We start from the raw sequence: 13,865 nt of genomic DNA on the forward strand, positions 1-13,865 counted from the left end.
AACTTGTGTCCTGCCATTGTCGTGAGCGACCCGGAAATCAAAAGACGGATAAAGGGCGGCTGCAGGCCCCTTTTCCCTCGTACCTGTTCAGTGGCGCCGCGCGGCGCGGAGTGCGCGGGCATCGGCTGGCGCTGCTGCGCCGGGCCGGTAGAAAGCCGGGGTCAGAAGCCCAGGCTGGCCAGCAGGTCGTCCACCTGGGACTGGTCGGTCACGACGTCGGGGGTGTTGTCCGGGTCCACCACGGGGCCGGCGAGGTGTTCGCGCGGGGGCTCCACCAGCGCGGCGGGCACGTTGGCGGTGGGCGGAGCGGTCTGGATCAGCAGCTGGACCAGTTGCTCCTCGATGGTGGCAGCCAGGTTGACCACCCGGGCGATCACCTGGCCCGTGAGGTCGTGGAAATCCTGCGCCATCATGATTTCGGTCAGGTGCGTATCGGCTTCCCTGGTGACGCGTTCCACGTCGGTCAGGAAGTTCATGATCTCGCCCTTGGCCACGGCAGCAACGGGGTCTTTCACCAGGGAGGCCACCACGCGGCGCGTCTCGGCCGCGATGAAGTCATGCTGGGCCTTGGCCTGTTCGACCCGTGTGAGCACCTTTTCGGCCGCTTCGCCCGTCAGGCGGGCGATGTAGGACAGGCGGCTCTGGGCGTCCGGAAGCTCACCCATGGATCCGCGCAGCTTGTCGGCATAGCCCAGTTCGTTGAGCGAATCGTGCAGCTGGCGGGTCAGCAGACCGATCTTGTGGTGAACGTCGGCCGTGGGCTCACCCTGGGGGGCGTCAGGTGTTTCCATGGCGTCACATTCCCATTTTCTTGAGGATCAGCAGGACCTTTTCCTCCAGCGTGGCCTTGGTGAAGGGCTTGACGATGTAGCCGGCAGCTCCGCCCTGGGCGGCCGCGACGATGTCTTCCTTGCGGGCTTCGGCGGTCACCATCAGTACCGGAAGGTGCTTGAGCTTGTCGTCTTTCTTGATTTCCGCGAGAAGCTGGAAACCATTCATGTTGGGCATGTTGATGTCCGTCACCACGAAGTCAAACTTGCTGTTGCGCAGTTTGTTCAGGGCGGCGACGCCGTCCTCGGCCTCGTCGGCGTCGGCAAATCCGCTCTCCTTGAGCAGATTGCGGACGATGCGCCGCATGGTGGAGAAGTCGTCAACGATCAAGAAGCGAAGGGCTGTGGTCACGTGGGACCCTTTCGGTCGAAATAGGCTGGTTGTATTGTCAAGTGTGGCAGGTTTGGTGACAAGTCGTAACGATCACCTGCCAGTCGTTGGATTTTCGCGCTTTTCCGTCGGCACTTCTGGAGTGGTGGCCGCGGGAGTCCCCTTGCCCAGGAGGCGTTCTTCGGCCTCGCGGGTCAGCACCGTGATGGTAATACGGCGATTGGCGGGTGCGCGTGGATTCGTGGGTTCGAGCAGATCGCTGGCGGCCAGGCCCACCACGCGGCCCAGCTTGGCGTCGGGCATGCCGGCAGACACCAGCTCGCGGCGCGAGGCGTTGGCCCGGTCGGCCGACAGCTCCCAGTTGCTATAGCCGCGCTCGCTGTTGCCGTAGGGGACGGCATCGGTATGGCCGGCCAGGCTGATGCGGTTTTCCACCCCGCCCAGCGCGGCGCCGATCTCGCGCAGGATATCGCGCATATAGGGTTTCACCAGCGCGCTGCCGCTGTCGAACATGGGGCGGTTCTGGTCGTCCACGATCTGGATCTGCAGCCCGTCGGGTGTGACATCGATGCGGATCTGCGACTTGTACTCGTTCAGGCGCGGGTTTTCGGTGATCAGGGCGTCGATCTTGGCCTGTAGCGCCTTGATGCGCTCCTGGTCCTGCTTGGCGCGCTCGGCGCGTGCGTTGTCGATGCTGGCGCGGCGGTCCTTGTCGGGGTCGGAGTCGGAACGGCGCACCTGGCCGTGCACCTTGGACAGGTCGTTGCCGCCGCCCGGGATGACGCTGGAGCTGTTGCCGGCGCCGTCGCCGCCGGTCATGGCCACCTTGAGCGGCGAGGCGAAGTAGGCCGAAATACCCTGCAGCTCCCCCTTGGCGGTGGAGCCCAGCAGCCACATCAGCAGGAAGAAGGCCATCATGGCCGTCACGAAGTCGGCATAGGCGATCTTCCAGGCGCCGCCATGGACGGCATGGCCGCCCTTCTTGACGCGTTTGATGATGATCGGCTGGAGCTTCTTTTCTGCCATGGTGGTGGGTGCTTACTTCTTGCCCTTCACGTGTCCCTCAAGTTCCGCGAAGGTCGGCCTGTCAGTGGAGAACAACACCTTGCGGCCAAATTCGATGGCGGTGGCGGGGTTGTAGCCCTGCATGCTGGCCAGCAGCGTGGACTTGATGCACAGGAATTCCTTGGCGGCATCTTCGGTCTTTTGTTCCATCAGTCCGCCCAGGGGTTCCACGAAGCCGTAGGCCAGCAAGATGCCCAGGAAGGTGCCGACCAGGGCCGAGGCGATCATGCCGCCCAGCACCGACGGGGGCTGCCCCACCGAGCCCATGGTGTTCACAACCCCCAGCACGGCGGCCACGATGCCGAAGGCGGGCAGGGCGCCGGCCAGCCGGGCGATGGCCGCCACCGGGGCATGGGCCTCCTGGTGGTGGGTGTCGATCTCGTTGTCCATCAGGGCCTCGATCTCGTGGGAGTTGAGGTTGCCCGAGACCATCATGCGCAGGTAGTCGGTGGTGAATTCGATCACATGGTGGTCGCTGCCCACCGTGGGGTACTTCTTGAAGATCTCCGACTCATGGGGGGTTTCCACATCCTTTTCGATTGCCATCAGGCCTTCCTTGCGGGCCTTCTGCAGGATGTCGTAGAGCATGGCCAGCAGCTCCATGTAGCGCGCCTTGGTGTACTTGGAGCCCTTGAGGGCGGCCGGGACGGCCTTGAGCGTGGCCTTGAGCACCTTGGGCTGGTTGTTCACCACGAAGGCGCCCATGGCGCTGCCGCCAATGGTGATGAGCTCGAACGGCAGGGCCTTCAGGATCACCTGGATGTTCCCGCCGTGCACGATGTACACACCGAAGATGCAGACCATGCTGACGACGTAGCCAATGATGACGAACATGCTGATTCAGTTTGTTTTTGGCGGGCGCCAGGCGGGGCTGGGGCGGTTGCGGTGGAAACACGGCACCAAGCCGTATCGCTGGTTTCACTGTATCTGATTGTGCGCGAACCAGTCCCGCGAGCAAGCGGTAAAGCGCCCATCACTTCACCCGGTTGGGCGGGCTGCGTGGTTTTTCCGTCGGTTTTCCCGATTTCGGAAACTCCCGCAGTGTTTATGCTGCGCAATAGTAGGGCTTTCACACGGCAGTTTCGGCAAGACCCCATGGACACAGGTGATCTACATATGAAGACAGGCCAGGATACCCACGTGGCATTGGAGTGCCGACCATGAAGGCCGTGTTGCTGGCCGGGGGCCTGGGCACCCGCATCTCCGAAGAGTCGCATCTGCGCCCCAAGCCCATGATCGAGATCGGCGGGCGCCCCATCCTGTGGCACATCATGAAGACCTATGCCGCCCATGGGGTCAATGACTTCATCATCTGCCTGGGCTACAAGGGCTACATCATCAAGGAGTACTTCGCCAATTACTTCCTGCACATGTCGGACGTGACCTTCGACATGGCCGAGAACCGCATGGAAGTGCACCACCGCCATGCCGAGCCCTGGCGCGTGACGCTGGTGGACACCGGCGAGTCCACGCTGACGGGGGGGCGCCTCAAGCGCGTGCGCGAGTACCTGCCGCCGGGCGAGCCCTTCTGCTTCACCTATGGCGACGGGGTGGCCGACCTGGACATGGCCGCCCAGTTCGCCTTCCATGCCGCGCATGGCAAGCTGGCCACGGTGACGGCGGTGCTGCCCCCCGGCCGCTATGGCGCCCTGGTGCGCGATGGCGATGGCAAGGGCGAGGGCGTGAGCGGCTTCGTCGAGAAACCGCGCGGCGATGGTGGCTGGATCAATGGAGGGTTCTTCGTGCTGTCGCCCGAGGTGCTGGACCGCATCGAGGGCGATGCCACGCCCTGGGAGGCGGCGCCCATGGAGAGCCTGGCGCGCGATGGCGAGCTGATGGCGTTCGAACACCACGGCTTCTGGCAGCCCATGGACACGCTGCGCGAGAAGAACCTGCTCGAAGAGCTCTGGCAGAGCGGCCGCGCGCCCTGGAAGTGCTGGTGAGCATGGCATTGCCCGACCCCCACTTCTGGCGCGGCAAGCGCGTGCTGCTCACGGGGCACACGGGCTTCAAGGGCAGCTGGCTGGCCCTGTGGCTGCAGCGCCTGGGCGCGCAGGTCACCGGCATGGCCCTGCCGCCGGCCACCGAGCCCAGCCTGTTCGCACTGGCCGGCGTGGCGCAGGGCATGGACAGCCATCTCGGCGACGTGCGTGATGCGGCGGCCACGGCGGCCCTCATCTGGGCGGCCCGCCCGGACATCGTGCTGCACCTGGCGGCACAGGCGCTGGTGCGGCCCAGCTATGCCGCACCGCTCGATACCTATGCCACCAACGTCATGGGCACGGCCCATGTGCTCGATGCACTGCGCGGCCTGGCCGGCGTGCGCGTGGCGCTGGTGGTGACCACCGACAAGGTCTACCGCAACCGCGAATGGGTCTATCCCTACCGCGAAGACGATGCGCTGGGAGGGCACGACCCCTACAGCGCCAGCAAGGCCGCGGCGGAGATCGTGACCGCCAGCTACCGCGATGCCTTCCTGTCCGCGCAGGGGGTGGCCGTGGCCACCGCCCGTGCCGGCAACGTGATCGGCGGCGGCGACTGGGCACCGGAGCGCCTTCTGCCCGATGCCGCTGCCGCTTGGTCGGCCGGCCAGACCCTGGTGCTGCGCAATCCCCATGCCACGCGACCCTGGCAGCATGTGCTGGAACCGCTGGCCGCCTACCTGCGCCTGGCCCAGGTGCTGTGGGAACAGCCCGGGCATGCCGGCGCCTACAACTTCGGCCCGGCGCCCCAGGATGCGGCCACGGTGGGCCGCGTCATCGAGATGGCGCGGGCCGCCTACCCTGCGGCCCCCGTGCGCTACCAGAGCGATGCGAGGAACCCCCATGAGGCGGGCCTGCTGGCCCTGGACACTGCGCTGGCGCGCAATCGGCTGGAGATTGCCCCCTGCTGGGCCCTGCCCGAGGCCGTGGGCCGCACCATGGCCTGGTACCGGGACCACCACGCGGGCGCCGATGCCCGTGCCCTGTGCGTGGCCGACATCCAGGCGTATGAACAGGCCTGCCGTGGTGCCAGCAGAATCTCCCCGGAGGTTGTAGCGTGAGCCGTTTCACCGTGGAACCCACGCCGCTGGCAGGCCTGGTGGGCGTGCAGCGCCAGCCGCTCGCGGACAGCCGGGGTTTCCTGGCGCGCATGTTCTGCGCGCAGGAGCTGGCCCCTGCTGGCTGGACCTGGCCGATTGCCCAGATCAACCACACCCACACGGCGCGGCGTGGCACCGTGCGGGGGCTGCATTTCCAGCACCCCCCGGCGGCCGAGGCCAAGCTGGTCAGCTGCCTGCGGGGCGCGGTGTGGGACGTGGCGGTGGACCTCAGGGCCGGCTCGCCGACCTTTCTGCAATGGTTCGGCCGCGAGCTGTCGGCCACCAACCACCAGGCGCTGCTCATCCCGCCGGGCTTCGCCCACGGCTTCCAGGCGCTGGCCGACGATTGCGAGATGCTCTACCTGCACTCCGCCCCCCATGCGCCCGCCGCGGAAGGCGGGCTCGATGCGCTCGACCCGCGCCTGGCCATCGCCTGGCCGCTGCCCGTGGCCGAACGCTCGCCGCGCGATGCCGAACACCCCCTGCTGACGTCCGGTTTCACCGGGCTGCGGCTGCCCTGACCGAGTTGCTTCCATGAAATGCCGCCACTGCGCCGCTCCCGTGACCCTGCCCATGGCAGACCTGGGCACAGCCCCGCCCTCCAACGCCTACCTGCGCGAGCCCGCGCTGCATGCCCCTGAACGCTGGTACCCGCTCAGGGTGCTGGTGTGCGAGAACTGCTGGCTGGTGCAGACCGAGGACTTTGCCGCCGCCGACGCGTTGTTCGATGCCGAGTACGCCTATTTCAGCTCGTTCTCCAGCAGCTGGCTGGCCCATGCCCAGGCCTATGTGCAGGAGATGGCCCAGCGCCTGTCGCTGGGGGCCCACAGCCACGTGGTGGAGGTGGCCGCCAACGATGGCTACCTGCTGCAGTACGTGGCCGGGCGCGGCATTCCCTGCCTGGGCGTGGAGCCCACGGCCAGCACGGCAGCGGCGGCACGGGCGCGCGGCATCGAGGTCGTGGAGCAGTTCTTCGGCGTGGCGCTGGCCAGCGAGCTGGTGGCCCAGGGGCGCGCTGCCGATCTCACGGTGGCCAACAACGTGCTGGCCCATGTGCCCGACATCAACGACTTCGTCGCGGGCTTTGCCGTGCTGCTCAAACCCCAGGGCGTGGCCACCTTCGAGTTTCCCCACCTGCTGCAGCTGGTGCAGCAGTGCCAGTTCGACACCCTGTACCACGAGCACTTCTCGTACCTTTCGCTCACGGCGGTGCAGCGCATCTTTGCCGCCAACGGTCTTGCCGTGACCGATGTGCAGGAGCTGTCCACCCACGGCGGCAGCCTGCGCGTGTTCGCCCAGCGCAGCGACGCCGCGCCCACGGTCCACGGCCGGGTGGGCGAGCTGCTGGCCCGCGAAGCGGCGGCCGGTGTGCCGACGGCAGCGTTCTATGCGGGCCTGCAAGGCGAGGCGCTGCGCATCAAGCGCGAACTGCTGGCCTTCCTGCTCGATTGCCACGCGCGCGGCCTCAAGGTGGGCGCCTATGGCGCGGCGGCCAAGGGCAACACCCTGCTGAACTTTGCCGGCGTGCGGGCGGACCTGCTGCCCTACGTGGTGGACCGCAACCCCGCCAAGCAGGGCCAGTTCCTGCCCGGCAGCCGCATCCCGGTGGTCGATGAGGCGCACCTGCGCGCGCACCGCCCCGACCGCATACTGGTCCTGCCCTGGAACCTGCGTGAGGAGGTGGCGGCACAGCTGGACTATGTCCGCGCCTGGGGCGGGCAGCTGGTGGTGGCTGTTCCTCGAATGGAGACCTTGAAATGACCGCAGCTTCGCGAATACTTCTATCGCGCCCATCGATCACCGCACTCGAGGTGTCGTATGCGGAGGATGCCGCACGCAATGGCTGGGGCGAGCATTGCTACGACTACATTCGCCGGTTCGAGGCGTCCTTTGCCGCGCATGTCGGGGTGCGGCATGCCATCGCGACGTCCAGTTGCACGGGGGCACTGCACATGGGCCTTGCCGCCATGGGCATCGGACCCGGTGATGAGGTGATCCTGGCCGATACCAATTGGGTCGCCACGGTCGCACCGGTCATGCACCTGGGCGCCCGGCCGGTGCTGGTGGATATTCTGGAAGACACTTGGTGCCTCGACCCCGCTGCCGTGCGGGCGGCCATCACGCCCCGCACGCGGGCCATCATTGCCGTGCACCTGTATGGCAACGTCTGCGACATGGATGCGCTGCTCGCCATTTCGGCCGAGCATGGCATTCCACTCATCGAGGATGCGGCTGAAGCCATCGGCTCGCGCCACCAGGGGCGCAGGGCCGGCTCCATGGGCCTGTTTGGCGGTTTTTCGTTCCATGGCTCGAAGACGATGACCACGGGCGAGGGGGGAATGTTCGTCACCGATGACCCGGTGCTGTACGAGAAGGTCCTGACCTTGTCCAACCACGGCCGCGCGCGGGGACAGACCCGGCAGTTCTGGCCCGACGAGCTCGGATTCAAGTACAAGATGTCCAATGTCCAGGCCGCGCTGGGGTGTGCACAGCTGGAGCGCATCGAAGACCTCATCGCACGCAAGCGCGAGATCTTTCATGCCTACCAGCAGGCCCTGGAGGGGGTGCATGCGGTGCACATGAACCCCGAGCTGCCCGGTACCGTGATCGGCGCCTGGATGCCAACGGTCGTGCTGCCTGAGGGCGGGGCCTTGACGGCCGACATGCTGCTGCAGCGCTTTGTGGCCAGCAACATCGACGCCAGGCCCTTCTTCGCACCGCTTTCGACTTTGCCGTGGATGCCCGATGCCCGCAGTGGCCGCCATGCCCTGCGCATTGCCGAGCGCGCTGTCAACCTGCCCAGCTACCACGACATGGGCAGTGCGGACATCGCACGGGTCGCTGCCGTGATCCTCGAGGCGCTGCATGCCCGCTGAAGGCCTCCAGCCACGGGTTTTGAGCGGACGCTGGTTCGTGGTGTGGGGGTGCTCGGGCCATGCCCGGGTGTTGCTGGACCTGCTGGCCGAGCAGGGCGGCGCCGTGGCCGCATTTGTGGATGCGCGGCCCGTGCCGTCTCCGGTGGCGGGTGTCCCCGTGCTTCTGGGGGAGTCGGGCTTTGCCGACTGGATGCGCGCCGGGGGGCCGCCGTTAACCGGCACCTTGTCCGGTGTGATCGCCATCGGCCGGCAGGGCCCGGACCGACTTCATGTGCTGGGCCAGTTTCAGCGCCATGGCCTGGCGTTGCCGGCGCTGGTGCATGCCGGCGCCAGCGTCAGCCCTTCAGCCGTCCTGGGCCAGGGCTCCCAGGTGCTGGCGCAAGCCGTGGTTGCCGCCGGGGCGGTACTGGGGGATGCCTGCATCGTCAACCACCGTGCATCGGTGGACCATGAATGCCAGTTGGCCGACAGCGTGACCGTGGCACCGGGGGCGACCCTGTGCGGCAGCGTCCATGTCGGCCATGGTGTGTTCATCGGTGCCGGCGCCACGATCTTGCCGCGTGTCACCATTGGTGCCGGTGCCATGGTGGGGGCGGGCGCCGTCGTCACGCGCGATGTGCCGGCGGGCGCCGTCGTGGTGGGCAATCCGGCCCGTTCGATCCATGCGCCGTCACCGCCGTGACGCACGCCTATTCGCAGTCAGTGTCTCAACAGTCCAGCAGGAGCATTTCATTCATGCCGCACAACCAGATCCGAGGCCCCGTCGAGGTATTCCAGCAGGAGCGGGCAGACCGGCTTCAGCGCTACGCTGGGGACGCAGACTTCCAGTCCCTGTCTGCCGACTGGCTGCAGGCGTCGATGCAGCGCCAGTACGTATACAACTTCGAATGGCTCGGGCGGCCGATCATCCAGTACCCGCAGGACATGGTCGCCATGCAGGAACTGGTGTGGCGTGTGCGGCCGGATCTGATCATCGAAACGGGCATTGCCCACGGGGGCTCGCTGGTGCTCAGCGCCTCGATGCTGGCCATGCTGGACATGTGCGATGCCATCCAGGCGGGGGAAATACTGGACCCCAGGCAGTCGCGGCGCAAGGTACTCGGCGTGGATATCGACATCCGCGCGCACAACCGTGAAGCCATCGAGGCCCATCCCATGGCCAGTCGCATCGCCATGGTCCAGGGGTCATCCATCGCGCAGGAGGTCATTGACCAGGTCCGGGAATTCGCCAAGGGCTACCAGCGCGTCCTGGTGTGCCTGGACTCCATGCACACCCATGACCACGTGCTTGCAGAACTGCAGGCCTATGCCCCCCTGGTGTCAGAAGGCAGCTACTGCGTGGTGTTCGACACCTTTGTGGAGGACATGCCGCCGAAATTCTTCGCGGACCGCCCTTGGGACGTCGGGAACAATCCCAAGACGGCGGTGCGGGAATGGCTGGGGACCCATCCGGAGTTTGAAGTGGACCCGGAGTGGCCCGACAAACTGATGGTCACGGTGGCTCCCGAGGGCTTTCTGCGCAGAAAGTCGGCCACCTGACGGGGCACAGCGGCTGGATCGGCGGCGGATGCCGCCGCCGTGCTAGCTGTTGGCGGCCATGGCCTGCGTTGCATAGCGCAGGTAGGTCATCGCGAAATCGGTGTGTCCGTGGGCCAGCTCCACCTCTGCCAGGCAGGTGAGCGCGACGGGATCGTGGGGAACGGCGCAAAGCACGGTTTCTGCCAGTTCGGTCACGTTGTACCAGCGCCGGTTTTCCAGCTGGCCACTTTCCGTCACTGCATCCGTGGGGACCTCCCGGGCCCTGGCCAGGGAAGATTCGAGGCGCTCATGGGCTTCGTGAATGGTCACGCGATGCCCTGGCTTCAGACCTACTCCCGGCACGGGTGCCGCAGCCCACTCCGGCGGCATGGTTGCCAGGTAGCCTTGCATGACCTCGATCTGCGCTGCATGGTGCTCTTCGGTGTCTCCGGGGATTTCCTGCTGCGCCAACCACTGCAGCCACATGGTGCGCAAGGCTTCGGCAAACACATTGCAGAACACGTCTTCGCGCATGAGCACGGATTCCTCCAGTTCATTGCGCAGGTTCAATCGTGTTGCATTGAGCGCCGGGATGTCCTGGGCCAGGTGGACGGCAATGTCGACATAGGACGGCGGTGTCTGTGCCAGCCACTCCGGCCTTCCCAGGTGCAGCAGAATTCCCGCCGTGAGCCGGCTCTTGAAGCTGGTTCCGGCCAGGGCCACCAGAGGCACGCCCATCCAGAGGACGTCCATCGAGGTGGTGCCTCCGTTCAAAGGGAAGGGGTCCAGCGCGATGTCGATGCGGTGGTAGGTCAGGTACTGGTTGTTGGGGTTCAGGGCCACCAGCTCCAGCCTGTCCGTTTCCAGGCCCAGCCGGTTGCAGCGCTCCAGGTATTCGCGCGCGAAATCCGGGTTGTCGAAATTTTTGCCTTCGATGAGAAGCCTGGACCCTGGAACGCGGCGCAGTATCTCGGCCCAGGTGGACAGTACCGTGTCGGTGATCTTTCCCAGGTTGTTGCACGATCCGAAGGTGACGAAACCGTTGTCCACCGCGGGGCTGGGGCGAACCAGGTAGATGGGCTGGTAACGCCACAGGGGGTTGCGGCCCATCGGCCGGTAGACGCACAGCCGGGTGGGCAGGCGGTACAGGCGCTCGCTGTAATGTCCGTCCACCCCTGGCGGGTCCGTGATGTCGTCCGTGATCAGGTAGTCGATCGCGGAGAGCCCGGTGGTCCCCGGAAAACCGATCCACGTGGCCTGTATGGGCGCCGGCTTGCGCGCCATGGCCATCAGTCCGTTGTGGCCGGTGTGCCCGGCCAGGTCGATCAGGATGTCGATTTCGTGGCCCTGGATGATTTCCGCCTGTTTCTGGGCGTCCACCCCTGCAAGCCGGATGAAATGGTCCGCATGCCGTTCCACCCGCGCGGTGAGGTAATCGTCCTTGGGGAAAAGATAGAAGGCGTAGACCTCGCACTGGCGGCGGTCGAGCTGTGCCAGCACGCCCTCCATGAAGTACATCACCGAGTGCACCCGAAAGTCGGGGGAGAGAAAACCGATGCGCAGCTTTCTCCAGGGGTCGCGGTTGCGTTCTGCAAACGTGGGCCATGCCGGTTTCAGCGGGGGCTCAAAGACAGCGGCGTACTCCAGTGCTGCTTCGGTCAGGCTGGTGGCGTCGGAATCCGGGTCCGCCAGCATGAACAGAAGGCGGTTGGTGTGGTTGGACAGCTCGGTCGGTGTCAGCGCAATGGCCGCCACGGAGTCCTGCACGGACTGCTTCACCTGGCCCAGCTCACGCCGGTGGATCGCCTTCTGCGTGAGCGCTGCCGATTTTTCGTAGATGTCCGTGGCGAGCTCGGCGGCCTTCTCGGCTGCCCGAAAGCCCTTCTCATGCATGGTGATCAGGTAGCAGCACTGCGACAGCTTCAACCAGCAGACGGCTTTCTCGGGGCGAAGTTCGCAGACTTTCTCCAGAATGGGCAAGGCCTCTGCATTGCGCACCTGGTTGAGCAGCCCGTTGGCATAGTTGATCAGCAACTCGGCGTCGTCGGGCCACACCTGGGCGCCGCGGCGGTACACCTCGATGGATTCCTCGGGCTTGCCCTGGCATTCGAGCGAATAGCCCAGCAGGCGGGTGGCTGGCAGATCGCGAGAGTCCTTGCGCAAGCTTTGTTTGCACAGGCGCGTCAACAATGCCCAATCCTGGTTTTCGAGCGCCGTTTTCAAGCGGCCATCGATGGGGGATCTGTTCCTGCCGTAGTTTCTGCCTTGCACCATGAGTCCTTCTTGACCTTGCGGCTCGCGCAGTCTAACTGCCATTGCTAGGGGAGGCGGCGAAGAGCGTCGCCGGGGCCTCGCCCGTCGATTACTGCAACAGCTTGAGCACGCCCTGGGGAATCTGGTTGGCCTGGGCCACCATGGCCGTGCCGGCCTGCTGCAGGATCTGCGAGCGCGACAGGTTCGCGGTTTCCGCCGCAAAGTCGGCATCCAGAATGCGCGAACGCGATGCCGACAGGTTTTCGGACGTGATGTTCAGGGATGAGATCGCCGTTTCGAAGCGGGCCTGCAATGCGCCGAGCTTGGCGCGTTCACCGTTGATGAAAGCCAGAGCCGAATCCACGGTCTTGAGGGCTTCGGTCGCCTTCTTGAAGGTGGTCACGTCGAGATTGGCCACTTCCTGCAGGTCCGAAGCGCTATTGGCAGGAGTTGCGGTGCTGAAGGCGTTGGTCGTCGTGGCATTGGTGGAGAAAGATTTCTCGGAGTCCAGCACGACGTAGCCGCTCACCGTCGAGGCGTCCGCACCGGAGGCTGCCGCCAGGGTATCCGCACCGCCGGCGGAGGTTCCATCCGCCTGGAGCTTCTGGATGGTGACGGCGCCTGCATTGGCACCGGAGGTGGCACCCTTGTAAATACCGATGTCCTGGCCGGTCGCATTCGTCAGCACGATCCCGGTGCTGGTGGAGTTGAGCGACGCGGTGACCCCCGTCTTGGCGGACTGCTCATTGATCGCGGAAATGGCATTGGACAGGCCATCCGAGGTATTGATCGCGGAGATGTTGAACGAGACGGACTGGCCGAGCGCAGGCGCCGTGGGTGTGTTCTCCGAGCGCAACTCGAAGGTGTAGGATCCGACGGAGGCGAACGACAGGTCTACCTCGGTGCGGGCAGAAGCGGTCACACCCGTGTTCGCGGTCTGCAGGTTGATGTTGTCGGCCATCGCCTTGGACGTGTCGTTGGCGTTGATCGTGATGTTGCGAGAGCCCAGGGCACCGTTCACGGCCAGCGTACCGCCGGTCACGCCATTGGAGCCCCAGCTGGTGGCGCTGGCGCCGCTGCCGGCGCCGTTGGCCGAGGTGTTCTGGTTGTTGCCGTAAACACTGGTGCGCAGGTTGGCCGTGGCGGCGACAATGGTCTGGTTGGCGTTGGCACCGACCTGGAACTGCTGCGTACCAAACGTGCCGTTGAGCAGCTTGGCGCCGTTGAACTCGGTGGTCTGGGAAATCCGGTCCAGTTCGGCGACCAGCTGGCCCACTTCCTGGTTCAGGGCCTGGCGGTCACTGGGGCTGTTGGAGGCGTTGGCCGATTGCACAGCCAGCTCACGCACACGCTGCAGAATGTCGCCTGCGGCCTTCATCGCGCCTTCCGTGACCTGCGCCAGGGAGATACCGTCGTTGGCGTTGCGTGCCGCCTGGTTCAGGCCGCGGATCTGGCTGGTGAAACGCTCGGAGATGGCCAGGCCGGCAGCGTCGTCCTTGGCGCTGTTGATGCGCAGGCCCGACGACAGGCGCTGGATGGAGGTGTTGAGCGAGGTTTGACTCATGCCCAGGTTGCGCTGGGCCGTCAACGAAGCGACGTTGGTGTTGATCGTGGCTGCCATGGAATGCTCCTTGAGGCTTGAGTGGACATTTGTGCCTGAGGGGGACTACCACCGTCCGGCAGGCGATACGGGAACGATGAGGAATTGTGGCCAAGGACCCTCCCTGGCGTTGGCCCGATAAAGAGCCGAAAAGCCTGCCAACTTGCACTTTTGGGCCTAAAGTTTCCTGAGGCGGCGTCGAAAAGACTCACAACGGAAGGCAAATGCGCTCTCCGCCGTTCACCAGAAGGCCATGTCGGCACTGTGGACCGTATAGCCGGGTGCCTTGCCTGGCACCAGGTTGGCGGCA

At 65.6% G+C, this 13,865-nt stretch carries 13 protein-coding genes; 7 read left to right on the top strand and 6 right to left on the bottom strand.

Features of this window, described 5'->3' with window-relative positions; all coding sequences use genetic code 11:
* Positions 1–161: 161 nt before the first annotated feature.
* From AC07PF_RS18810 to motA, 4 genes are all read right to left on the bottom strand, one after another.
* Complete coding sequence (locus AC07PF_RS18810; RefSeq protein WP_494610104.1) at positions 162–791, bottom strand: protein phosphatase CheZ; 630 nt, start codon at positions 789–791, stop codon at positions 162–164.
* Between the two features lie 4 nt (positions 792–795).
* On the bottom strand, positions 796–1,182 hold the full coding sequence (gene cheY, locus AC07PF_RS18815) for a chemotaxis response regulator CheY (RefSeq protein ID WP_007852233.1): 387 nt from the start codon (positions 1,180–1,182) through the stop codon (positions 796–798).
* 72 nt (positions 1,183–1,254) lie between these two features.
* Positions 1,255–2,187, bottom strand: a complete 933-nt coding sequence (gene motB / locus AC07PF_RS18820) for a flagellar motor protein MotB (protein ID WP_007852236.1) — start codon at positions 2,185–2,187, stop codon at positions 1,255–1,257.
* Between the two features lie 12 nt (positions 2,188–2,199).
* Entirely contained in the window at positions 2,200–3,060 is an 861-nt protein-coding gene (gene motA / locus AC07PF_RS18825; protein WP_007852238.1) for a flagellar motor stator protein MotA, read from the bottom strand.
* A gap of 326 nt (positions 3,061–3,386) precedes the next feature.
* On the opposite strand from motA, the gene rfbF reads away from it, so the two are divergent.
* From rfbF to AC07PF_RS18860, 7 genes are read left to right on the top strand one after another with little or no spacing between them, the layout of a single operon-like run.
* Positions 3,387–4,169 carry a glucose-1-phosphate cytidylyltransferase gene (gene rfbF / locus AC07PF_RS18830; protein ID WP_145697189.1) on the top strand — a complete coding sequence of 261 codons (783 nt, stop codon included), beginning with the start codon at positions 3,387–3,389 and terminating at the stop codon, positions 4,167–4,169.
* A 2-nt stretch (positions 4,170–4,171) separates the two neighbouring features.
* Positions 4,172–5,269, top strand: a complete 1,098-nt coding sequence (rfbG, locus tag AC07PF_RS18835) for a CDP-glucose 4,6-dehydratase (RefSeq protein WP_494612845.1) — start codon at positions 4,172–4,174, stop codon at positions 5,267–5,269.
* Positions 5,266–5,829, top strand: a complete 564-nt coding sequence (locus AC07PF_RS18840) for a dTDP-4-dehydrorhamnose 3,5-epimerase family protein (RefSeq protein ID WP_494612846.1) — start codon at positions 5,266–5,268, stop codon at positions 5,827–5,829. The genes rfbG and AC07PF_RS18840 overlap by 4 nt, the downstream gene beginning before the upstream one ends.
* Before the next feature lie 13 nt (positions 5,830–5,842).
* Positions 5,843–7,069 (top strand): methyltransferase domain-containing protein, encoded by a 1,227-nt coding sequence (locus AC07PF_RS18845; protein WP_494612847.1) that lies wholly within the window; start codon positions 5,843–5,845, stop codon positions 7,067–7,069.
* Complete coding sequence (locus AC07PF_RS18850; RefSeq protein WP_494612848.1) at positions 7,066–8,184, top strand: DegT/DnrJ/EryC1/StrS family aminotransferase; 1,119 nt, start codon at positions 7,066–7,068, stop codon at positions 8,182–8,184. The genes AC07PF_RS18845 and AC07PF_RS18850 overlap by 4 nt, the downstream gene beginning before the upstream one ends.
* On the top strand, positions 8,174–8,866 hold the full coding sequence (locus AC07PF_RS18855; RefSeq protein WP_494612849.1) for a NeuD/PglB/VioB family sugar acetyltransferase: 693 nt from the start codon (positions 8,174–8,176) through the stop codon (positions 8,864–8,866). Before AC07PF_RS18850 ends, AC07PF_RS18855 begins: the two co-directional genes overlap by 11 nt.
* A gap of 53 nt (positions 8,867–8,919) precedes the next feature.
* Positions 8,920–9,723: a cephalosporin hydroxylase family protein gene (locus tag AC07PF_RS18860; protein ID WP_494612850.1), complete on the top strand. Its 804-nt coding sequence runs from the start codon at positions 8,920–8,922 to the stop codon at positions 9,721–9,723.
* A gap of 42 nt (positions 9,724–9,765) precedes the next feature.
* Here AC07PF_RS18860 and AC07PF_RS18865 read toward each other — a convergent pair whose 3' ends face one another.
* Both AC07PF_RS18865 and AC07PF_RS18870 read right to left on the bottom strand, forming a co-directional pair.
* A complete protein-coding gene (locus tag AC07PF_RS18865) occupies positions 9,766–11,865 on the bottom strand; it encodes an O-linked N-acetylglucosamine transferase, SPINDLY family protein (RefSeq protein WP_494612851.1) in 2,100 nt (699 codons plus the stop codon).
* A gap of 199 nt (positions 11,866–12,064) precedes the next feature.
* Complete coding sequence (locus AC07PF_RS18870; protein ID WP_494612852.1) at positions 12,065–13,576, bottom strand: flagellin N-terminal helical domain-containing protein; 1,512 nt, start codon at positions 13,574–13,576, stop codon at positions 12,065–12,067.
* Between the last annotated feature and the right edge of the window lie 289 nt (positions 13,577–13,865).

Source organism: Acidovorax sp. GW821-FHT10A04 (assembly GCF_059415825.1).

Excerpts from the sequence above, each read along its gene's own strand:
- AC07PF_RS18810 (WP_494610104.1), bottom strand. The coding sequence starts at position 791 with ATGGAAACACCTGACGCCCCCCAGGGTGAGCCCACGGCCGACGTTCAC.
- AC07PF_RS18850 (WP_494612848.1), top strand. The coding sequence starts at position 7,066 with ATGACCGCAGCTTCGCGAATACTTCTATCGCGCCCATCGATCACCGCA.
- motB (WP_007852236.1), bottom strand. The coding sequence starts at position 2,187 with ATGGCAGAAAAGAAGCTCCAGCCGATCATCATCAAACGCGTCAAGAAG.
- AC07PF_RS18860 (WP_494612850.1), top strand. The coding sequence starts at position 8,920 with ATGCCGCACAACCAGATCCGAGGCCCCGTCGAGGTATTCCAGCAGGAG.
- rfbG (WP_494612845.1), top strand. The coding sequence starts at position 4,172 with ATGGCATTGCCCGACCCCCACTTCTGGCGCGGCAAGCGCGTGCTGCTC.
- AC07PF_RS18855 (WP_494612849.1), top strand. The coding sequence starts at position 8,174 with ATGCCCGCTGAAGGCCTCCAGCCACGGGTTTTGAGCGGACGCTGGTTC.
- rfbF (WP_145697189.1), top strand. The coding sequence starts at position 3,387 with ATGAAGGCCGTGTTGCTGGCCGGGGGCCTGGGCACCCGCATCTCCGAA.
- motA (WP_007852238.1), bottom strand. The coding sequence starts at position 3,060 with ATGTTCGTCATCATTGGCTACGTCGTCAGCATGGTCTGCATCTTCGGT.
- AC07PF_RS18870 (WP_494612852.1), bottom strand. The coding sequence starts at position 13,576 with ATGGCAGCCACGATCAACACCAACGTCGCTTCGTTGACGGCCCAGCGC.
- AC07PF_RS18845 (WP_494612847.1), top strand. The coding sequence starts at position 5,843 with ATGAAATGCCGCCACTGCGCCGCTCCCGTGACCCTGCCCATGGCAGAC.